Source organism: Bacteroidales bacterium, assembly GCA_041671145.1.
GTDB lineage: Bacteria > Bacteroidota > Bacteroidia > Bacteroidales > JAHJDW01 > JAQUPB01.
Genome location: JBAZBZ010000027.1, coordinates 1 through 22,408, shown reverse-complemented (window position 1 = coordinate 22,408; position 22,408 = coordinate 1). Strand labels below are relative to the sequence as shown.

Genomic DNA, 22,408 nt, shown 5'->3' with positions numbered 1-22,408 from the left:
TAGTAACATTTTAGCGTCGCAAGTAAAAAATCCTTAAATGTTAAAATGTATGATGCGACGCAAGGTAGAGAGTTTAAAATACGGTCACTAATTAATAATAAAAGCAATATAAAAAAATTGAAAAAAGAAAATATTATATACGGAATTCGACCGATTATTGAGGCAATAAAATCGGGAAAAGAAATTGACAAGGTCATATTTCAGGATGGATTAAAAGGACAATTATTTTTTGAACTCAGGGATTTATTAAAAGAATTTGAAATTCCGTTTCAGTTTGTTCCAGCAGAAAAGCTAAATCAAATTACAACTAAAAATCATCAGGGAGTTGTTTGTTTTATTTCATCAATAGAATATCAGAAAATTGAAGATATAATTCCTTTGTTATTTGAAAACGGAGAAGTTCCTTTAATTATGATGCTCGACAGAATTACCGATGTTAGAAATTTCGGGGCGATTTCGCGAACAGCCGAATGTGCAGGAGTTCACGCAATAATAATTCCCGTTAAAGGTTCGGCACAAATAAATGAAGTTGCAATTAAAACTTCTGCCGGAGCATTGAATAAAATTCCTGTTTGCAGAACAATCAAAACAGAGGAAACAATAACTTTTCTTAAAAATAGCGGGTTGCAGATTGTTTCCTGCACCGAAAAAACCGAAAAATTATTTTATGATATTGATTATACTTTGCCTTCATTGATAATAATCGGTTCCGAAGAAGACGGCATCTCAAAAAGCATTTTGGATAAATCGGATGAGATTGTTAGAATTCCATTAAAAGGCGAAATAGAATCATTAAATGTTTCTGTGGCAGCCGGAATTGTTTTGTTTGAAGTGGTGAAGCAAAGAGGAATGAAATAAAATTTCTAACAATTTCTTTCAGTTAATTTTTCTTCCTTTACTAATTTCTTAAATAAAACTGTCAGAAAAATTAAAGACAAAACAAATAACAAAATCCAGATTGCATTTGCAATTATAGGTTTTGTGCCTAAAAGCATTGTGAGCAGATTATTTTCATTAAAATTTTGTTTAAGAATATTTGGTATTAATACCTGAGTTATAGGATTGTTAATTTCGGAAGGCAAAGAATATAAAACGGTAAACTTAGCCATTAAAGCACAAATCAAGCCAAAAATACTCAAACACCAGAATAAAATTTTAGAAAAATTTATTTTAGAAACAAGCGAAATTCCTTCGTAAAAAATCAAAATCACTATACATGTCAGGTATCTTGGTCCGTAAGTCCAACCACCATACCAAGTAGCGCTTAATGCAATATAAGTAAAATAAATCAAGCAAAATAAAGGTAAATAACTTTTAAAAAACTGCTTAAAATACTTTATTTTAAAAACACTTAATAAAATTAAAATCAAAAAAGGAGCATAAAAAAATACTCCACGGTAAACACCGAAAGTAATTTTCCATATTTTACTTAAACTTATAATATCTAATGAATAAGGTGCTGCATCTGGATTAGCATTAATGTAATACTTATAAATCATGTCAAATGGATTGCCTGTAAAATAAAAATTATAAATAAATATAAAGATTAATGAAGGCAAAAATCCGGTTATAAAATCAAATGACTTTTTAAAATTTTTCTTGTTAAAATATATTTGAAATGCCCAAATAGGCAAAGCTATACCAACTGTGAATTCTGATAAAAAACTTAATCCCAATAAAACGCCACTTAATAAATATTTTTCTTTTTTTAATAAAATGTAAGATAGAAGCAAAAGGAAACCGGCAAAAATATGTGCGAAATAAGAAGCAGAAAAAACAAATATAAAAGAACCGTATAAAGGCAGCATACATAACAAAACAGGTGAAAAGCTCAATTTCTTTTTATTTAAATGTTTGAATGTTATTAATATTATAAAAAGAAAAGGCAATACACTGCATATTACGCTTCCTAAAACAAAAACCTCCTTTCCATAAAAACTTCCATCATGCATCTTTATAATTCCAAGAGTTTTAAAAAGCCAGAAAAAAGGCATGACAATAAATGTTGGCAATGGTGCTTTTTCAGGATAATAATGATTGTTTACATAACTTATATCACAAGTTTGTGTGTGATATTTGTCAAGTTGAAAAGTATGATTTTCAAAATATGTAATTACAGGTAATGCTCTTGCTGTTGTATTTCCATTTTCCCATGTATCAATATAAAAGATGGTGAGTAGAAAATTTATTAAAATAAATATGTATAAAAATTTCTTCATATCCGATTTGTTTTGCAATGTTAAAAAAAATAAATAATTTAGCTTTGCATTAACAGAAAAAGTAATAGAATTAAACAAAAATTCAATAATTAAATCATATAAAATAAGCGTTGATATATATTCTGAATTCGATTTAAAGGGTGCTACTCTTGTTTGTCAGGTTTCATCGGATGACAAAATATATGAATGGCGCGGAAGCAGTTTCAACTATTTTACTTTTAAAGACAATTGGAATAAAGTATTTTTAAACTGGGTTTTACCTGATGCAATTTCAAATAATGATGAAATTAGCATTTATGTTTGGAATCCACAAAAAGAAAAATTTTATATTGATAATTTTAAAATTGAATTTTATTCGGAAAATTTATATAATAATTTTAATTAATCTTAATATTTAAAAAGATGATAGCAATAGACATACTTGTTTTTAATAGTTTCAGTGTGAATACATATATTTTGTCAGATGAAAACGGCGATTGTATTATTATTGACCCGGCTTGTCATTCAAAAAAGGAAAAACAGGAACTAATTGACTTTATTGAAAAAGACGAATTAACGCCGCTCAGAATCATTAATACACACACTCACATCGACCATATTATGGGAAACAGATTTCTTGCCGACAAATACAATTTAATTCCCGAGTCGCATAAAAACGGACAACTTTTTCTTGAAATAGCTGTAGAATCGGGCTATCGTTTCGGAATGGTTGTTGACGACCCACCGAAAAAAGTAAAATTTATTGATGAAAAAGAAAAAATAAAATCGGGAAATATTGAACTCGAAGTTTTATATACACCGGGACATGCCGATGGAAGCGTTTGTTTGTTGAGCCGCGATGAAAAATTTGTAATTGTAGGCGATGTTCTTTTTAACGGAAGTATAGGTAGAACAGATATACTTACCGGTAGCATCGAAGTTCTTAAAAATTCTATAAAAACAAAACTCTTTACTTTACCCGACAATTTTATCGTTTACCCGGGTCACGGTCCCGAAACTACTATCGGCTTCGAAAAAATGAATAATCCGTTTTTGAAAGATTGATTTTCTCTGTGTCTTAGAGTTTTTGCGAGAAACTTTTTTCTTTTGAAAATTTAATTTTCCACCCAATCTCCGTTTTCTTTTATTAATTTAATAAGACAATCAACAGCAATTTTAGGTTCAATATTTTTTTTAAATAATATTTTTTGCTTGTAAAGATTTACTTTTCCGTTTGTAGTGCCAATGTATCCGTAATCGGCATCAGCCATTTCGCCCAAGCCGTTTACAATACAGCCCATTACTGCTATCTTCAATCCTTTTAAATGTTTTGTTTTAGCACGGATTTTTTTTGTTATTTCCAAAACATTGTATGTTGTTCTTCCGCAAGTTGGACATGAAATATATTCTGTTCTTGTAATTTTTTTTCCGGTTGATTGCAATATTGAAAATAAAATGTTGTCAATAAATGCGGAACTGAATTTATTTTTTGTATCAAGCCAAAGTCCGTCAATAAAGTTGTTTAGTAATAAATAACCGAAATCAATTGAAGAAAATACTTGAAGTTCCATTTTTGAATTGCATGAATAATTGAGTTTGGCAATTACCGGTAAATTATTTTTTTGTTTTTTTGCTTTTAAAATTTCTTTTTTAATTTCATTAACTTTGTTTTCCGCAGATGCTTCAATAATCAAAACGGATTTTGTTTTTATTATTTTGTTTTTATTATTTGAAATAACAGGAAAATCAATATTTCCCTTTGTTGATGTAAATTTATTTTCCGAACTGAAAAATTTTGTATAAAACTTTTTTTCTTTTTCAAATCTTGAATTATATCGCTGTGCAATAATTTTAGCAACAGGAATTTCTTTTTCGGGATTGCCGGTAAGCGAAACCCTTATTGTATCGCCAATTCCGTCTTCAAGCAATGTTCCTATGCCAACCGATGACTTTATAATTCCGTTTTCACCATCTCCTGCTTCAGTAACGCCAAGATGAACAGGATAATTCATTTTTTCCTGAGTCATTCTTTTAACCATTAATTTGTTTGCCTGAACCATTACAAGAGCATTGCTCGCTTTCATGGAAACAACAATATTGAAAAAATTAAAATCTTCACATATTCTTATAAATTCCATTGCAGATTCAACCATTCCTTCAACGGTATCGCCATATCTGCCAATAATTCTGTCGGACAAGGAACCGTGATTTGTTCCGATTCGCATGGCTGTTCCGTATTCTTTGCAGATTTTAATTAAAGGAGAAAATCTTTTTCTTATTCTTTCAAGTTCGTTTAAATAATCCGAATCAGAAAAATGTAATTTTTTAAAGTTTTTTTTATCAGAATAATTTCCGGGATTAATTCTTACTTTATCAACAAGCGGAGCAACGTATTCGGCTATAGATGGATTAAAATGCACATCTGCAATTAAAGGAATTTTAATTCCTCTTTTTTTTAGTTCTTTTTTTATTTCATTGATATTTTCAGCTTTTTTTAATGTAGGAGTTGTAATTCTCACATATTCGCATCCTTCTTTAACCAAACGAATTATCTGCTTTACCGTGGTTTTGGTATCAAGAGTATTAGTATTTGTCATTGATTGAATGCGTATGGGATAACCGCCGCCAAGCGGAATATTGCCAATATCAATAACTCTAGTTTTAAACCGCAAATATGAAAATTGATTATTTTGCATTATGTTCAGAATTCTGTAATCTCCAGAACTCGTTTTTCATTTTCTTCACTCATTTTAATAACAACATAATTATATGGAAGGAGATTTTCGGCTTTTTCGGGCCATTCAATAAAGCAATATGAATCGGAATAAAAATAATCTTCGTAACCCAAATCATAAATTTCTTTAATATCTTTTATTCTGTAAAAGTCAAAATGATAAACTTTTTCGTTTTTAAAAGTTTCGTATTCGTTGATAATGGAGAAAGTGGGGCTTGCCGAATCGTTTTTAACATTTAATACTTTGCAAAATGCTTTTATAAATGTAGTTTTACCAACACCCAAAGGACCGTAAAAAACAAAAACTTTTGTATTTGGATGAATTAAAAGTATCTTTATTGCAATACTTTCAAGTTCTTCAACTTTGCTGCAAGTGTATTTAATCATTCAAATAATTGTATAATATTTTATTCTTTTACAAACCTACATTATTTTTTATTAAAAAAAAAACTTATAAGAAAAATCATGTATTGTTTATTCTGTTATTAATTAGTGACCGTCCATAAAGCCAATACTTGTCCTTAATTTGTAATTAATAATTAGTTAAATAAAATAGTTATTTTTTTGAAAATGCAGGAAAACATTTGATTTATTTGATAAAACAGATAATTTTGTTTGTTCCTTTAAATTATTTAGAGTAGTATTGTTTAATAAAAAACAATATAATGAATATTTCATTTCTTACATCCGGACATTATCCTTTTGACGACAGGATTTTTTTTCACATGGCAAAATCCTTATTCGAGAATGGCGATAACATTGAAGTTGCCAGCAGTAAAATAGATATGAAGAATTTTGTTGATGGAATTAGTTTGAATTGTTTTTTTGGAGATAATCTTTCAAAGAATGATAAAATCAAACATTTCATATTAATTTTATCCGATTTTTCTCCTGATATAATTATTTGTTCAGAACCACTAACAATTTTGGCTGCTAAAAAATATGCAAAAAGACAATCTAAAAAAATCAAGATTGTTTATGATATAACAGAATGGTATCCATCCAAGAAAAATTTGAATGCTTATAAATACCCATTAAAAATATTTCAATTTTTGAAATTTACAATGTTTAACATATATGCATCCTGCATGGCAGATGCTTTTATTTTTGGCGAATGGTATAAAAGCAAACCATTTAGATTCATATTTTCAGGCAAGCCTTTTGCATACATAACATATTATCCGGATTTAAAATATATTGTTAAAAGAAAACCTGAATTTTCTGAAAATAAAATAAGGTTGAGTTATTCCGGTAAAATAACTTCTGAGAAAGGTTTTAATAATTTTATTAGTGTTTTAAAAGTGCTTTCGGAATACCAAAACAATCTAAAGATAGAAGCTAAAATTATTGGGTGGTATGAAAACGAACGGGATAAAGAGAAATACAAAAAGCTGATTCAATCATTAAATGAAAATATAAATTTATCATTCCACGATAAACAATCTTTTTGCGACTTTATTAATTTGATTAATGATTCTGATATTTTTCTTGACTTACGCTCAACTGATTTTGAAAACCGGCATTGCCTGCCAATTAAATTATTTTATTATGCAGCTTTGGAACGACCGGTTATTTTTTCCAATTCGAAAGCGATAAGAAAAGAAGTTGAAATTTCTAAATTTGGCTTTCTCGTTGAGCCAACCGACACAAATCAAATTGTAAAAATAATTTTAAGATATTTAGAAAATCCCAACCAATATTATGAACATTGTATGAATGCACGAAATTTGACTGAAACACACTATAATTGGGAAAAATTAAAACCTGCTTTTTCCAATTTTATTCATAGTTTGTAGACTTGTATTACTTTACCATAAAGAAATCATCCTTGATGTTTGTATTCACTTCAACGCTTTCAACCGAAAATACAATAGTTTGAGCACCCAAAGTCATGGTATTTGTGAAAGGAAATTTAACACCTTTAATTTCTTTAAAGTCGGAATAATCAATTGTAACGCCTTCGTCTTCAATAGACCTTATTTTCATGCCCGTTGCAATATCAAAATAATCATAATATTTATCTCCATCGGGCATAAGAAGTTCAACTTTGTAAGATTCCTTGTCATTTATTTTTTCGATTCCGAGTAAGTTTAGCTTTATTCCGAGTTCAGCAAATTTTAATTCAGGAAACATTACCGATTGGATTTTCATATCTGCAAGTTCCTTGTCTTTCAATTCCTGTGTACCCTGTGGGGAAAAAGTTTTTCCGCTTGTTCCGTCAAAAATAGTTTTCTTGATAACATTACCGCTCATACTCATTTCGAGCAATGATTTATTTGGAGCTTTCTTATAAATAGCAGACGATAACTCCATTCCCTGAATAGTGCCTTTCATTTTCGTTGTACAGTCATTAATTTTGCTGATATTTTTTTCGCCTCCTATTGCATCAATATATTTTTTAATAACGGATTCGGCAATTATATCTTTTGGTGCTGGTTTTAGTTTTGTCTGATAATTATATGTTTCACCGTTGAAATCATAATATGTTATTGAGCCGGGGTTGGAGAATTTTTTCACTTTATCGGCAATTTCAGAAGAGTTTCCAACAATAAAAATATAAGCATTATCGGGTTTGATATATTTTTTTGCTACTGCCAGTATATCATCGGAAGTAACAGCAGCAATTTTTTTCAGATAAGTGGCATAATAATCTTTTGGCAGATTATATCTTTCAATGTTGATTGCAAAATTTGCCAATGTTTGAGGTTTTTCTAACGACAAAGCAAAATTTCCGGAAATATAATTTTTCACAAGTTCAAGTTCTTTTTCAGGAACTTTTTCTGTTCTGATTCTATTCATTTCAGCCAGTATTTCTGTGATAGCGCTATCGGTAACGGAATTCCTTGTACTTGCATAAGCATTGAAGTTTGAAATCAGAATATCGGGAGAAATTGATGAATAAGCTCCGTAAGTCCAGCCGTGTTTTTCGCGCAAATTGGTGAATAAACGTGTACTCCCTCCGCCAAGTATGCCATTCATAACTCTTACTTTTATGGCATCCTCGCTTCCGGGTTTGAGGTCAACCGGATAAGCTATGTTTATAACTGATTGCACAGCATCAGATTTATCAACCATTGCCACCATGTTTAGCGGTGGAGCTGTTGGTGTAGTATATGTGTTTTTTTGCACATCTCCTTTTTGCCAGCTACCAAAATATTTTTCAATCAGGGGTTTTATCTCTTTCATATTTGTATTTCCCACTATTGCGAGATATGAAATATTCGGTCTGAAATAATTTTTATAAAAATTTGTACATATATCAAGTGTAATATCATCAATGGATTTTGCAGTTATTACTTCACCGTAAGGATGTTTTTTGCTGAAAAGAACTACAGGAAATATTCTTTCCGACAAGGCATCGGGATTATTATGTATTGCCTCCAATGATGATTTAGCTTGCTTTTTTAACTTATCAAGTTCTTCTTGTTTGAATTTTGCATTAATAACAATATCAGAAATCACTTCGAGAAGTTTTTCAGTATGTTTTTTTAACGAAGAAGCATATATGCTGTTTGAACTTGTATTTAATGTAGCACCTATGAAATCTATTTGTTCGTCAATCTGGTCTTTTGTGTGAGTAGTGGTTCCTGTTTTCAAAAGCTGTCCTGTAAAATCAGTATATCCTTTTGCGCTATTTTCAAGAACATCATCATAATTAAAAATCAACGAATAAGAAATTACAGGTAATTTATTGTTTTCAATTACGAAAACTTTTAAACCGTTTGGCAAAACTAAAGATTCGTAATTTCCCAATTTTATTACCGGAGCAGGAGCAGGTACAGGTTGTTTGCTTCTATCAACTTGTGCAAATATTGAAAGGGACAACAATAAAAGTAAAGCGCAAAAAATATTTTTTTTCATTTTTTTTCTCCTTTATTTTTTTGAAGATTGTGGTAAATAATATAAAACAACCCTGTTTTCTTTTGTCAGGTATTGATTGGCAACGCGACTGATATCATCTTTCGTGACATTCATAAATTTATTAATTTCGGTATTAATAAGACCGGCATCGCCGAAGTAAACATGATAATCGGAAAGATTTTCGGCAATTCCGATCATAGTGGAGTTTTTGTTTATGAAATCATTTTCGACCTTATTTTTTAATTTCTGATATTCATTTTCGTTTAATGTTTCAGTTTTTACTTTCGAGATTTCGGCCTCAATTGATTTTTCGAGTTCTTCGAGAGCCACGCCCATATTGGGAAGACCGAAAACAAGAAACAACCCCGGGTCTTCAAGTGCGAACGGAAAAGCAGCAACCTGTATTGCTTTTTGCTGCTTATCGACTATGGATTTATATAAACGTGAACTTTCTCCATCGGAAATAAGAGTTGTAAGCATGCTCAAAGCATAGTAATCTTTCGTGCCTTGTGCAGGTATATGATAAGCCATTATAATTGCAGGAATCTGAATATTATCATAAATTGTATCTCTTACTTCTTTTGCCTGCGGCGGTTCAATTTCTTTGGGACGCTCAATTTTCTTAACTCCTTTTGGAATATTGCCGAAATAATTTTTTACCATTTCTTTTGTTTTATTTATATCAATATCTCCGGCTATTGAAATAGTTGCATTCTGCGGAACATAATAAGTATCGTGAAATTCCTTGAATTCTTCAACCTTTGCCATGTCAATATACTGAACAGAACCAATCGGAGTCCATCGGTAAGGATGAACTTTATATGCATGAGAAAAAGTTTGTTCAAGGATTGTGCCATAAGGAGTGTTGTCAAATCTTTGTTTGCGTTCTTCCTTTATAACATTTCTTTGTGTTTCAACACCCGTCGAGTCAATTCTGAGATGAAAAAGTCGTTCTGATTCGAGCCATAATCCGAGTTCAAGCTGATTCGATGGCAACATTTCATAATAAAAAGTCCTGTCTTGAGTTGTATTCGCATTATTGTTTCCTCCTGCATTTTGAACTATTTTATAAAATTCACCTCTTTTGATATTTGGTGAACCCTCGAACATAAGATGTTCAAAAAAATGAGCAAATCCTGTTCTGTCGGGCTTTTCATTTTTTGAACCTACATGATAAGAAATTGTAACGGCAACAACAGGCGTGGAATTATCCTGGTGCAGTATTACATGCAGTCCGTTCGGCAAGTCGTATTCCGTAAAATTAATTTTGTTTTCACTGAGGTTGCTTTTATGAGGCGTTTTCTGCTGTGCATTAACTTTACAGAAAAAGCAAACGAGCAAAACAGGTAGTAAGATTTTTAAGAATTTGAGCATAATAATAGATTTTTATTTAAAAAATTAAATTGACGGCGAAATTAGATAAAATTTTTTATTTACAAAATGAGAATAATTTTTATTTGGAAAGGAAATAGTTTACAAAAACAAAACCCCAACACCACTAACAGCTATAAATGCTCCGAGTATTTCTTTCCATGTGGGTTTTTCTTTAAAAATTAAAACCGATGGAACAATAATCAACACTGGAACAATAGCCATGATTGTAGAAGCAACGCCTGTTGTAGTATATTGAACAGCGAGCAGGGAAAACGAAACACCAAGAAAAGGACCGAATATTGAACCTATAAAAATTCTTAACATTCCCTCTTTGTTTTTAATTGCATTTTTAATATTAACCCAGCGTTTAAGCAATGTTACAATCACAATGAAGCCGATTATTCCGGTTATAACTCTTATCTGAGTTGCTGCAAAAGCGTTGTAATTGCCCATTCCGTATTTGCTTAAAACCAGACCTATTGCCTGACCTAAAGCACCACCAAATGCAAACAATAATCCTTTAAGAGGATATGAAATTTTCATTTTCGAATTATTACCTTCCGTATTTTTTTTCTTTTGAAGAATTACTATTGTTACTCCGCTTATAGTAACAAGCATTCCCAAAGAACTTTTTGTTGAAAGAATTTCGCCCATCAATATCCAACCGATAAGAGCTGTGAGAGGCGGAACCAAGCTCATTACCAACATTGAAATTCTTGCTCCAATTATTAAGTAAGACCTGAAGAGAAACAAATCGCCAATTACAAAACCTATAAAACCCGATAACGACAACCATAACCATAAATGTAAACCGGCATCGGAAGGGAAAAATAACCCCCTTGACAAATATGTATAAATACTGAGTAAAAAGAATGCAATACTCAAACGGATGATATTTACAGGCAAAGAACCCACTTTTTTGCCGGCAGATTCGAAAGCAAGAGCCGTAAAAGTCCAGCAGATTGCTGTGAGCAGTGCTATAAATTCTCCGATGTGATTTGAAAACATTTAAAATAAAAAATTAAAAGATTAAAAAAATAAAGATTAAAAAATTGAAAAATTATTTTTTTCAAAAGTATAAAATGTATTTAGGATTTAGTTTAAGAATTCTAAAATCATTTTTATAAAAAATATGTTTTTGGTTTGCACAATTATCAATAAACTTAAAATAAGATTTGTTAGATTATTCATTTTTTCTATTTTTACAAAATACAAGTACAAGGTTTTGACATTAAAGTAATAATTTTCTTGCATTTTTTTTGAAAATATATTTGCATCAAACCCTGCAAGGGTTTCGACCCCTTGCAGAGTTTGATGCGGGTTTAATCCAATAGCTGTTTTTTATGCCCGAAATAATTATTTATACCGATGGTGCGGCATCCGGAAACCCCGGCAGAGGCGGCTATGGTGTTGTATTGAAATCGGGAAAATTCAGAAAAGAACTTTCCGAAGGTTTTAGGTTGACTACAAACAATCGTATGGAATTGCTTGCCGTTATTGTCGGATTAGAAGCTTTGAAAATCGAAAACTCAAATGTAAAAATTTATTCCGATTCAAAATATGTTGTCGAATCGGTTGAAAAAGGCTGGCTTTTTGAATGGGAAAAGAAAAGCTTTAAGAAAAAAAAGAATGAAGACCTCTGGCGACGATTTCTTGAAGTTTACGAAAAACATAATGTTAAATTTATCTGGATTAAAGGTCATGCAAGCAATATCGAAAATAATTGCTGCGATGAACTTGCTGTAAAAGCTTCAAAAAAAGCAAACCTCCTTGTTGATGAAGAATATGAAAAAAATTTATAAAATAGTTTAAAGTCTAAAGTTTAAAGTTATTCGATTAGTTGTTTTAAATTATGCGAATCAATTTGCAATCCAGCCAAGTTTTTGGCAAAACTTTAAACCTTAAACTTCAAACTATTTTTTTATTCAGTTTCTTCTTTCTGTTCTGCTTCATAAGTTTTTAGAAGTTGGTCTTGAATTTCGCCCGGTACTTGCTGATAGTCGGCAAATTTTAATGTATATGTTGCCCTGCCGCTTGTAAGCGAACTTAAAGTTGTGGAATATTTGTTTAATTCAGCAAGAGGAGCTCTTACTTTAATTTTCTGATAATTTCCTTCGCCATCCATTCCCATTACTATTGCTCTTCTGCCTTGTAGGTCGGTCATCACATCTCCCATTCTGTCGCTGGGAACAATAACTTCAACATCGTATATGGGTTCAAGAATCTTAGGTCCTGCATTTTTGAAAGCTTCTTTGAAAGCATTTCTTCCGGCAAGTTTGAATGATATGTCGTTTGAATCAACAGGGTGCATTTTACCGTCATATACGCTCACAACAATATCGCGTGCATAAGAGCCGGTAAGCGGTCCTTCTTCAATTTTTTCCATAATACCCTTTAAAATTGAAGGCAAAAATCTTGCGTCAATAGCACCACCAACAATGCAATTATGAAACATGAGCTTTCCGCCCCAACTGAGGTTTATTTCTTCCCTGCCTCTGATAGGAAATTCCTTCTGGTCGGTTTTTCCTTCAAAATATGGCTCAATCATCATATATACCTCAGCAAACTGTCCGGCACCACCAGATTGCTTTTTATGGCGGTACATTGATTTTGCTGATTTGGTAATGGTTTCCCTATATGGAATTTTAGGTGTAAAATATTCTATTTCTATTTTATTTATGTTTTCAATAAGCCATTTTGCGGCATTAAGATGCAGTTCGCCCTGACCATGTACTATCATTTGTTTTAATTCTACAGATTGCTCAATAATTAAAGTCGGGTCTTCATCATGTATGGCTTTTAGTATTGTACCAAGCTTTTCATCATCGGCTGCACTTTTTGCTCTTATTGCTGCGCGGTATCGTGGTTCGGGATATGCAGTCGACTCAATAGGTTCCGAATTGCTTTTGGGTGAATTGAGTGTATTGTTTGTATTTGTATCTTTAAGTTTTATTGTGGCGACAATGTCGCCGGCAACTGCTTTTTCAACCTTTGTGCGGTTTTTCCCGGACATTACAAATATCTGCGAAATTCTTTCTTTGGAACTTGTTTGAACATTTACCATATCCATTCCTTCGGAAATTGTTCCCGATGCAACTTTAAAGTATGAAACTTCACCAAGGTGCTGTTCAATGGTTGTTTTAAAAACATACAGTTGTGGCACACCATCTGCTTTGCAAATAACATCTTTGCCATCGGTTGTTTTCATCGGAGACATTTCATCAGGAGAAGGAACTGCTGCTGCAATAAATTCAAGTAATCGCGATACACCCATATTGTGTTTTGAACTTATGCAAAATACAGGTAAAATATTTCTGCTGATAATTCCTTTTTTAATTCCTTTTTTTAATTCTTCTTCGGTGAGAGTGCCATTTTCAAAAAACTTTTCCATCAATACTTCTTCGCTTTCTGCTGCAGTTTCAACAAGTTTATTGCGCAGTTCTTCGGCTTTTGATTTTTCATTTTCGGGTATTGCAGTATATTCAACTTTGCCATCACCCGAAAATTTGAGCATTTGCATTTTTAAAATATCAATAACCGCATTAAATCCTATTCCGGTATTTATTGGGTATTGGAACAAAGTAACTTTTGAGCCGAATTGTGAAATGGCTTGTCTTATAGTTTCTTCAAAATTGGCTTTTTCATGGTCAAGTTGGTTTACTGCAATAATAACAGGAATATGCTCTTTATTTGTGTGTCTCCATACTATTTCCGTTCCGACTTCAATACCGTTTTGTGCATTTAGCACCATCACTGCCGTATCAGAAACTCTAAGTGCCGACACCACTTCGCCAAGAAAATCATCAATACCGGGAGTATCAATTATATTTATTTTATGTTCATCTTTTTCAGCGTAAAGTATTGACGAAAAAACAGAACTCTGTCGTTCCAGTTCTATTTCCTTATAATCCGAAACGGTATTTTTGTCTTCAACTACTCCTCTTCTGTTGATTAAGCCGCTTTCAAATGTGATTGCTTCTCCGAGGGTGGTCTTTCCCGACCGTGTGCTTCCTATCAAAGCAATGTTCTTTATTTCGTTTGTCTGATAAATCTTCATATATTTTATGTATTAAATATTTTAAAAAAGGACTGCAAAATTATTAAAACTTCGGGAATAAACAAGTATTTTTATATATTTTGATAAATGCCGAGCACCACATATTTTTGCCGCTAAGGCGCTGAGTCGCAAAGTTAAAAAAGTTTTTATTTGTGATTTCTTTGTGTCTTCGTGTCTTCGTGGCATTTTTATTATTTTTTTATTTGGAAAATTTGTGGGAGTATTTTTTATATTGCCAACCAATATAATTTTTATTTCTTTAAAAATATTTCGTAAATTAGCACGTTTTATACTTAACATAATGTCAATTAGGAAAAATGAAATATTAAATTTTTTAATTGCAAAACTTGCAATAATTCTTTTTTTTATATTTTTTATTTTTTCATTTTCTTCAAGAGCACAATTTTCCAACGGCTCGCAGCAAAACTTTGGCAAGAGCAAAGTTCAGTATAATCAATATTTCTGGACATACTATCGTTACGACAGGTTTGAAGTTTATTTTTATCAAGAAGGGAAAAATCTGGCATTATTTACTGCAAAAACCGCAAACACCGAACTTGAAGAAGTTGAAAAAATGTTTGATTACAAACTTGATAAAGATAAAAAAATACAATTCATAGTTTTCAATAAATACACCGATTTCAAACAAAGTAATATAGGTTTCATAAGTGAAGAGCAATATAACACGGGTGGAATAACGTACATTGCAGGTAATAAGGTTTTGCTGTATTTTGAAGGCGACCACAAAAAGCTTCAACAGCAGATAAGAGCCGGAATTGCAGAAGTTATTGTCAATGAAATGATTTTCGGCGATAATGTGGGGAGCAATATTAAAAACTCTACACTTATGGCAATTCCCGATTGGTATATAAACGGGCTTGTTTCGTATATTGCTGTTGGCTGGGATGAAGAAATTGATAATATTGTAAGAGACGGAATTTTATCAAAGAAATTTGAAAAATTCAACAATCTCTCAGGTGGTGATGCCACTTATGCAGGACATTCAATTTGGAAATTTATTGCCGACAGGTACGGAGTAAATGTTCTTTCGAATATTTTATACATGACAAGAATAAGCAGAAGCATTGAAAACGGATTTCTTTTCGTACTCGGAGTATCATTGAAAAATTTAGCAAAGGACTGGCTCAATTATTACGACAGCAGATATTATTTTCAGGATAAAGAAAGAACATTGCCAAAAGATGAAGAACTTTTTAAGAAAGGGAAAAAAGATGTTGTTTTTGAGCAATTCAAAATCAGTCCCGATGGGAAATATGCAATTTATGTTACAAATGAACTCGGAAAAAATAGAGTTTGGCTTTATAATTTTGATACAAAAAAAAGAAAAAAGATTTTAAAATCCGGTTTCAAACTCGATTTCAAAAACGATTTTTCATATCCTATTCTCGCATGGCATCCAACATCTGAGTTGTTTTCAATTATTATGGAAAAAAAAGGAAAACTTTTTTTGATGCAATATACAATTTCAGACAGGCAAAAAACATACATAAGATTGATGAACATTGAAAAAGTATTGAGCTTTGATTATTCTGATGATGGAAAAACTTTCGTTTTGTCGGGAATCCAGAACGGACAATCTGACATCTTTGTATATAACAATATAGCTCACGTTTTTGAACAAATAACAAATGACGGATATGACGACCTTTATCCACATTTTGCAAATAATTCAAAAGAAATATTATTCAGCTCGAACAGAAACAGCGATACAATACGTTATGATGAAAAAAATATAAAACCACAAAAAAATAAGGATGTTTTTATTTATAATTATTCATCAAAATCGAACATACTAAAACGACTTACCAATACTCCTCTTACCGATGAAATATTTCCTATGGAATATGATAAGAAAAACTATTGTTATATAAGCAGCGAAAACGGAATATATAATAAATATTTGGCACATATTGACAGTATCATAAGTTTTGTTGATACTGTAGCTCATTACAGATATAATATAACTTCATTTCCAATTACAAATTATTCCAGAAATATACGTGAATTTGAAATTAACCTGAAACAAAAAAAATCAACGGAAATTATTTTTGCAAACGGAAAGTATTCGCTTTATTCTATTCCGCTTGTTTCATCAGACAGTATATTGCCGCAAAAACTTTTGAATACTTATTATAAAGATGATTTGATAAAAGAAAGTACTCTTTCTAAAAGTCCCGACAACTCCGATAAAAATACAATTGAAAGAGTAAAAAAGAAAAAAAAGAAAACATCCAATGTAATGTTAACTCCTAAAAACAATGCACCCGATACTTTTAAAATTAATATTAACGATTATAAGTTTGGAAATGAAGTTGACGAAAGTAAAGAAAAAAATACTTCTCAAGGAGATAGTACTGTTGATAAAACAAAAAAAGATTCGGTTTATACATTTATACCAAAGCAAAGAAACTATGATGTAGCATACAACATAAACAAACTTGTATATCAGTTGAATTTTGCCTATCTGAATGATTCATACGAGCCAATGGATAATGGTAATCATAAATTTCCCGGCTTTAATGCTCTTTTAATGCTTGGAGTAACCGACTTGCTCGAAGATTACAGAATAGTAGGCGCGGCAATACCTCCAATTTTTAATTCGAGCGAATATTTATTGAGTTATGAAAACCTAAAAAGACGATGTGATGAGCAATTTATTTTACACCGTCAAACAATACCTGCAAACTTTCAAACCTTACCAGTAAAATTATATATTAATGAAGGTTTTTATATTTTAAAATACCCTTTTTCAGAAATATCATGTGTGAGAGGAACAATAAACGTTGGAAATATAAGAGCTGTTTTAAAATCAACTATGACATCAGACGATTCTTTAAATGTTCTGATTTTAAAAGAACCCAATCAATATACCACACTTGGCGGACTGAAAATTGAATATATTTTCGACAATACAAAAAACAAGGCATTAAATATTTATTACGGATTACGGTTTAAAATATTTGGTGAATATTATAAAGTGCTTGATGAAAAGAAAACAAATATGTTTTCGCTCGGAATTGATTTCAGGCATTATCAGAAGTTATTCAAAACATTCATCTGGGCAAACAGATTTGCCGGCTGCACTTCTTTCGGCGACCAGAGAATACTATTTTATATGGGTGGAGTTGATAACTCGCTTAATCCAAAATTTGACAATATGGCTCCTATCCATTCCGACCAGAATTATGCCTACATGGGAAGAGCCACAAATATGAGAGGATTTAAAGTAAATGTCCGTAACGGAAATAGCTTTGCTCTTATTAACAGTGAACTTCGTTTCCCTGTATTCAAATGCTTAATCAATCGCCCGATAAAATCAGATTTCTTTTCAAATTTTCAAATTGTTGGATTTGGTGATATAGGCGCTGCGTGGATAGGATGGAACCCTTATTCTGATGATAATACTTTGTTTACTGAAGAAATAAATAAATATCCTTTTAACATTGTCATTGAAAATAAAGAAAATCCAATTGTCGAAGGAGTAGGGTTCGGATTAAGAAGCCGCCTGCTCGGATACTTTGTTAGAGCCGACTGGGCATGGGGAATTAGAAACGGAATTATTCAACCGAAAATATTTTATTTATCATTGAGTTTGGATTTTTGATAATTTTAAATTATCCTAAATATTTTATACCTTACCTTTATCAATAAATTAATTTTGCAACAATCTGCATCTGATTTTTTTACGCTGAAATTTTTTTTTTAAATTTGCAAATACTTAAAAATTCATCAAAATGAAAAAAAATATTTTGTTATTCTTTGCAGCTACACTTATGTGTGTTTGTTCGATTTCAGCACAAACTCCGCTCGAAAAAGGGTGGGATAGTTTTTACAACAACGATACCAAAAAAGCAAGAGAGTATTTTACTCAGGCAGCCGCTTCTTCCGATAAGAAAATAAAAGCCGAAGCATCGTTAGTTTTATCAATGTTATCGAATATAGATAAAACAAATAAAGAATCGTTCAAAGAATTCATGAATTTCTTTAATGCTTCCGATAACCCATATCCGTACATATATGCGCTGTGGAGCAGTGGCTGTATTTTTGAAGGCGCCAAAAAAACAAGTGAGCAACTTGAACTCCTGAATAAAATTATTGCAGATACAAAAGCTGAAGGAACGATTCAGGCAATGGCAAATTCTTCTCTCGGCGACCATTATGAAGCAATAAAGGATTTAAAGAGAGCGGAAAAAGAATATGAAAAGCTTGGTGCAAATTCTACATGGCAGATTGTAGGTGAGTTTGAAAATATTTCAGGAAGCGGTTTTGATAAAAACTACGAACCAATAAAATATGTTGATACCAAACATCCTTTCGTTAACAGATACGGAGCAAATGTATATTGGTTTGATATGCCCGCAAACAAAAGAAATAAATGGATGTATCTTACTTATCATTTTTATTATCACAATGCAATAATTTATGCACAAACATTTGTTAACAGCCCTTCCGACCAAGATGTGCAGCTTAGAATAGGAACATCGGGTTCATTGAAAGCATGGGTTAATGATAATCTTGTTTATTCCGAACCGGAAGAAAGAAATAATGACCTTGATACATACATTGCCTCAATTAAACTCAAAAAAGGATATAACCGCATTCTGCTCCAGATTGGCGAAAGCGAAATTGGTGCTTCAAATTTTATGATGAGAATTACAGATGCTAAAGGCAGACCTATTTCTAATTTATTATATTCAAAATCTCCACGTGAGTACACTGCCGATAATACATATAAATCAACGTATATTCCAAATTTTGCCGAAGATTTTTTTATAAAAGAAATAGAAAAAAATCCGGATAAAATGCTAAATTATTTATTGCTTGCAAAAACTTATCTTAGAAATCAGAAAACTTATGAAGCCAGAAAGGTATTGCTGAAAGCTCAGAAAATAGCACCTAAATGCAGTTACATATATTATGATTTGCTTAATGTTTATTACAGTGAAAAAAATAATACCGATTATACTGCGGCACTCGAATGGCTGAAAGACAATGACGCAACAAGTCTTTTTTCCCTGAATAGTTTATATAGGGAAAATGTAGATAAAGAAGATTATAAAGCGGCAGAAGAAAAACTTAACCAGATAGAAAATCTTTATGGCGTAAGGGAAGCAACAATATCTAAGAGAATTGAGCTTGCTGCAAAAAATAAAAAACAAGAAGAACTTATAAAATTAGCTGAAGATGCTTATAAAAAATATCCTGAAGAAGCGGGTTTTGTTGAGTTGAAACATTCAATTGAAGTGGAAGTAAATAAAGATTACAGGGAAGCAATTAAAGTAATGAAAAAATATTCGGGTAATCATTATAACACATCTAATCTGGCGACCATTATCGATGATTATTTTCATATCGGAGATATTACAAACGGATTTGCCGCTTTTAAAGAACTTATAGAATTGAATCCTGGTGAAGCTGAATATCCCAAGCAAATCGGAGATGTTTATTTTCAGTTGCAAAAATATTCTGAAGCTGAAAACTGGTATAAAAAAGCATTAGAATTAGCTCCATACATTGGCATATATTGGGGTAAATTAGCTTCCGCTTATGAAAATCAATCCAAAAAGAAAGATGCAATAGATGCATATAAAAAATCCATCACATTTTCTCCTAATCAATACGAGAATAGAAAAAAACTTATAAAGCTCGAAGATAAAAAAGACCCTTACGATTATTTTGTTCAGCCGGATGTTTATTCGATTTTTAAAAGTTCTCCAAAAGCTACTGAATATCCCGAAGATAATAGTATTGTACTTTTGGATGAAACGCAAAAAATTGTTTATAGTGGTGGCGCTTCAGAAGAAAAACATATACTTTTAATTAAGGTTTTGAATGCACAGGGTATTGATACATGGAAAAACTATTCAATATCTTATTATTATATGCAACGGCTTTTAATCGAAAAAGCCGAAGTGATAAAACCCAGCGGAAGTAAAATTGCTGCGGAAACCGATGATAATAAAATTGTTTTTACTTCACTTGAGGTTGGCGATGCCATTCATATTACTTATAAAATTGAAAATTATTATGTCGGAAAATTAGCTCCTTATTTTTCCGACAAATGTTATTTCAGCCATGCGTATCCTTATTTGAAAACAAAGTATAGTTTGCTGATTTCACCCGAAATAAAATTTGCTTCAAAATTCAGTCAGGAAGAAATAACTCCTCAAATTAAGAAAGATAAAGATTTTGATTTGTATGTATGGGAAAAAACAAATCAGCCGAGTATTAAAAATGAAGATAAAATGCCTGAATTTGATGATTATGCAAATATTTTACACTTGTCATCTTTTCCTGATTGGACATATATTTCCAACTGGTACTACGACCTTGCTTCAACCAAGGCAAAATCCGATTTTGAAGTTAAAGAAACAGTTGCTTCTTTGTTCGAAGACAAGAAAAACCTTTCAACTATGGCTAAAGTGAAAGAAATTTATAATTACATTGTAAAAAATGTCAGATACAGCTCGGTGTCATTTTTACAAAGCAATTTTATTCCGCAAAAAGCATCAAAAGTCCTCAATACAAAACTTGGTGACTGCAAGGATGTTTCGACTTTGTTCATTGCAATGTGCAAAGAAATAGGCGTTAGTGCCGAATGGGTTTTGATTGATACAAGAGATAACGGGAAAAAAGATTTATTACTGCCTTCTGTTGCTTTCAATCATTGTATCGCAAAAGTTATTATTGACGGAAAAGATTATTTCATTGAGCTGACTTCTGATTATCTTCCGTTCAATAGCTTTTATGGAAATCTTATTGAATCGTATGCTCTTGAAATAAAAAATGAAAAAGAAAAAATTGCAATAAATCCTTTTTATCTTAATCCACCTACAAGAAAATTAAATATAATATCGCGCACAGGAACTGTTAATGTTGAAGATGAAAATCTTGTAATAAATAAAACAAATTTTAAAACGGGCGTTTTTGCTGCGGAAATGAGAAGTTCATATCGCGACCTCGGAAAAAAAGAACAGGAGAAAAATATGCTTGAGTCACTTACAGGCGAATATCCTAATGTGAAAATTAATTCTCTTGAATTTAAACACCTCGACGATAGAACAGATTCAGTGGTATACAAGTATAATTATACTGCTTCGGGTGCTGTAACAAAAGTAAGCGGACTATCTTTATTCATCTTACCATGGGCAATGAAAACCGATGCAAAAGATTTTATTTTCAATCAGGAAAGAAAATATCCTATAGACATTTCTGGCTCATATCGTTCTGATTCAAATGTCGAAACGCTTGTTATCACTATTCTTCCGGCTAAGTTGCTCGCAGAAATTCCAAAAACAATAAAATATTCCTGTGCAGTGGCAGATTATACCCTTACTTTTACAATAGTAAAAAATAAAATCACAGCAAAAAGGGAGTTAAAATATAAAAAAGATAACATTCAACTTTCCGAAATAAAAGAATTTGCTGATTTTTATAAAAAGGTGATTACCGCCGATACAAAACAAATTGCTTTTAAATAAGCGAAAAACAAATTTGCCATAGATTCACAGATTTTTTAAAATTAAAATTATTTTTTTTTAAATCTGTGAATTTGTGGCGTTTTCATTATTAATCAAAAAGGAGTTCGGATAACGTTTATAATGAACCTCACTCACAGTTTTCAGAAGAATTTTTTTCAGTGTATCAATATTTGTTTTGTTTTTTGCAGAAATAAAAATGCAGGGAATATTTTCTTTTGCCATCCATGTTTTGTTTAATTCTTCTATTGTCAATATTTCCGAACCATCAGTATAATCAAAATCTTTAGCGGAATTTTCAAAAACATCAATTTTATTAAACACTAATAGTGTGGGTTTGTTAACAACATTAATATCAATAAGAGTTTGCTTAACAATATTTATCTGGTCTTCAAAACAAGCATGTGAAATATCAACAACATGAATTAAAACATCGGCTTCGCGCACTTCATCGAGTGTTGATTTGAACGATTCGATTAAATCATGCGGAAGTTTTCTGATAAATCCCACGGTATCGCTCAATAGAAAAGGAATACTTTCAATAACAACTTTTCTCACAGTAGTGTCGAGTGTTGCAAACAGTTTATTTTCGGCAAACACATCCGACTTGCTTAAAAGATTCATTATTGTTGATTTTCCAACATTTGTATAACCCACTAAAGCAACTCTTACAAGTGCTCCACGG

Annotated in this window: 14 protein-coding genes; 6 read left to right on the top strand and 8 right to left on the bottom strand. The window is 31.5% G+C overall.

The window, feature by feature from the left end:
- Positions 1-117: 117 nt before the first annotated feature.
- A complete protein-coding gene (gene rlmB / locus WC223_09335) occupies positions 118-858 on the top strand; it encodes a 23S rRNA (guanosine(2251)-2'-O)-methyltransferase RlmB (GenBank protein MFA6924441.1) in 741 nt (246 codons plus the stop codon).
- A 5-nt stretch (positions 859-863) separates the two neighbouring features.
- Here the strand turns inward: rlmB and WC223_09330 are convergent, their stop codons facing one another.
- Positions 864-2,219, bottom strand: coding sequence for a hypothetical protein (locus WC223_09330; GenBank protein ID MFA6924440.1), 1,356 nt, complete (start codon positions 2,217-2,219; stop codon positions 864-866).
- Positions 2,220-2,621: 402 nt separating this feature from the next.
- Here WC223_09330 and WC223_09325 point away from each other — a divergent pair, with 402 nt between their 5' ends.
- Positions 2,622-3,263: an MBL fold metallo-hydrolase gene (locus WC223_09325; protein MFA6924439.1), complete on the top strand. Its 642-nt coding sequence runs from the start codon at positions 2,622-2,624 to the stop codon at positions 3,261-3,263.
- Between the two features lie 50 nt (positions 3,264-3,313).
- Here the strand turns inward: WC223_09325 and ispG are convergent, their stop codons facing one another.
- Both ispG and tsaE read right to left on the bottom strand, forming a co-directional pair.
- On the bottom strand, positions 3,314-4,894 hold the full coding sequence (ispG, locus tag WC223_09320) for a (E)-4-hydroxy-3-methylbut-2-enyl-diphosphate synthase (protein ID MFA6924438.1): 1,581 nt from the start codon (positions 4,892-4,894) through the stop codon (positions 3,314-3,316).
- A gap of 5 nt (positions 4,895-4,899) precedes the next feature.
- On the bottom strand, positions 4,900-5,319 hold the full coding sequence (gene tsaE, locus WC223_09315) for a tRNA (adenosine(37)-N6)-threonylcarbamoyltransferase complex ATPase subunit type 1 TsaE (protein ID MFA6924437.1): 420 nt from the start codon (positions 5,317-5,319) through the stop codon (positions 4,900-4,902).
- 278 nt (positions 5,320-5,597) lie between these two features.
- Here tsaE and WC223_09310 point away from each other — a divergent pair, with 278 nt between their 5' ends.
- Positions 5,598-6,728 carry a glycosyltransferase gene (locus tag WC223_09310; GenBank protein ID MFA6924436.1) on the top strand — a complete coding sequence of 377 codons (1,131 nt, stop codon included), beginning with the start codon at positions 5,598-5,600 and terminating at the stop codon, positions 6,726-6,728.
- A 7-nt stretch (positions 6,729-6,735) separates the two neighbouring features.
- Here WC223_09310 and WC223_09305 read toward each other — a convergent pair whose 3' ends face one another.
- The 3 genes from WC223_09305 to WC223_09295 all read right to left on the bottom strand — a co-directional run bounded on the left by WC223_09305 (position 6,736) and on the right by WC223_09295 (position 11,175).
- Positions 6,736-8,793, bottom strand: coding sequence for an insulinase family protein (locus WC223_09305; protein MFA6924435.1), 2,058 nt, complete (start codon positions 8,791-8,793; stop codon positions 6,736-6,738).
- Between the two features lie 12 nt (positions 8,794-8,805).
- Positions 8,806-10,167: a pitrilysin family protein gene (locus WC223_09300; GenBank protein MFA6924434.1), complete on the bottom strand. Its 1,362-nt coding sequence runs from the start codon at positions 10,165-10,167 to the stop codon at positions 8,806-8,808.
- A gap of 99 nt (positions 10,168-10,266) precedes the next feature.
- Positions 10,267-11,175 (bottom strand): DMT family transporter, encoded by a 909-nt coding sequence (locus tag WC223_09295; GenBank protein MFA6924433.1) that lies wholly within the window; start codon positions 11,173-11,175, stop codon positions 10,267-10,269.
- 335 nt (positions 11,176-11,510) lie between these two features.
- Here WC223_09295 and rnhA point away from each other — a divergent pair, with 335 nt between their 5' ends.
- A complete protein-coding gene (rnhA, locus tag WC223_09290) occupies positions 11,511-11,969 on the top strand; it encodes a ribonuclease HI (GenBank protein MFA6924432.1) in 459 nt (152 codons plus the stop codon).
- Positions 11,970-12,088: 119 nt separating this feature from the next.
- Here the strand turns inward: rnhA and WC223_09285 are convergent, their stop codons facing one another.
- Entirely contained in the window at positions 12,089-14,224 is a 2,136-nt protein-coding gene (locus WC223_09285) for an elongation factor G (GenBank protein ID MFA6924431.1), read from the bottom strand.
- A gap of 301 nt (positions 14,225-14,525) precedes the next feature.
- On the opposite strand from WC223_09285, the gene WC223_09280 reads away from it, so the two are divergent.
- Positions 14,526-17,849: a hypothetical protein gene (locus WC223_09280; protein MFA6924430.1), complete on the top strand. Its 3,324-nt coding sequence runs from the start codon at positions 14,526-14,528 to the stop codon at positions 17,847-17,849.
- Between the two features lie 130 nt (positions 17,850-17,979).
- Positions 17,980-21,726: a tetratricopeptide repeat protein gene (locus WC223_09275; GenBank protein ID MFA6924429.1), complete on the top strand. Its 3,747-nt coding sequence runs from the start codon at positions 17,980-17,982 to the stop codon at positions 21,724-21,726.
- 57 nt (positions 21,727-21,783) lie between these two features.
- Here the strand turns inward: WC223_09275 and WC223_09270 are convergent.
- Positions 21,784-22,408 (bottom strand): GTPase (locus tag WC223_09270; GenBank protein MFA6924428.1); only part of this gene is annotated, 625 nt, incomplete at its 5' end.

What these genes read in the sequence shown, in the direction of transcription:
- WC223_09330 (MFA6924440.1), bottom strand. Translation starts at nt 2,219, where the DNA reads ATGAAGAAATTTTTATACATATTTATTTTAATAAATTTTCTACTCACC.
- ispG (MFA6924438.1), bottom strand. Translation starts at nt 4,894, where the DNA reads ATGCAAAATAATCAATTTTCATATTTGCGGTTTAAAACTAGAGTTATT.
- WC223_09300 (MFA6924434.1), bottom strand. Translation starts at nt 10,167, where the DNA reads ATGCTCAAATTCTTAAAAATCTTACTACCTGTTTTGCTCGTTTGCTTT.
- WC223_09295 (MFA6924433.1), bottom strand. Translation starts at nt 11,175, where the DNA reads ATGTTTTCAAATCACATCGGAGAATTTATAGCACTGCTCACAGCAATC.
- WC223_09310 (MFA6924436.1), top strand. Translation starts at nt 5,598, where the DNA reads ATGAATATTTCATTTCTTACATCCGGACATTATCCTTTTGACGACAGG.
- WC223_09280 (MFA6924430.1), top strand. Translation starts at nt 14,526, where the DNA reads ATGTCAATTAGGAAAAATGAAATATTAAATTTTTTAATTGCAAAACTT.
- tsaE (MFA6924437.1), bottom strand. Translation starts at nt 5,319, where the DNA reads ATGATTAAATACACTTGCAGCAAAGTTGAAGAACTTGAAAGTATTGCA.
- WC223_09325 (MFA6924439.1), top strand. Translation starts at nt 2,622, where the DNA reads ATGATAGCAATAGACATACTTGTTTTTAATAGTTTCAGTGTGAATACA.
- WC223_09285 (MFA6924431.1), bottom strand. Translation starts at nt 14,224, where the DNA reads ATGAAGATTTATCAGACAAACGAAATAAAGAACATTGCTTTGATAGGA.
- WC223_09275 (MFA6924429.1), top strand. Translation starts at nt 17,980, where the DNA reads ATGAAAAAAAATATTTTGTTATTCTTTGCAGCTACACTTATGTGTGTT.
- WC223_09305 (MFA6924435.1), bottom strand. Translation starts at nt 8,793, where the DNA reads ATGAAAAAAAATATTTTTTGCGCTTTACTTTTATTGTTGTCCCTTTCA.
- rnhA (MFA6924432.1), top strand. Translation starts at nt 11,511, where the DNA reads ATGCCCGAAATAATTATTTATACCGATGGTGCGGCATCCGGAAACCCC.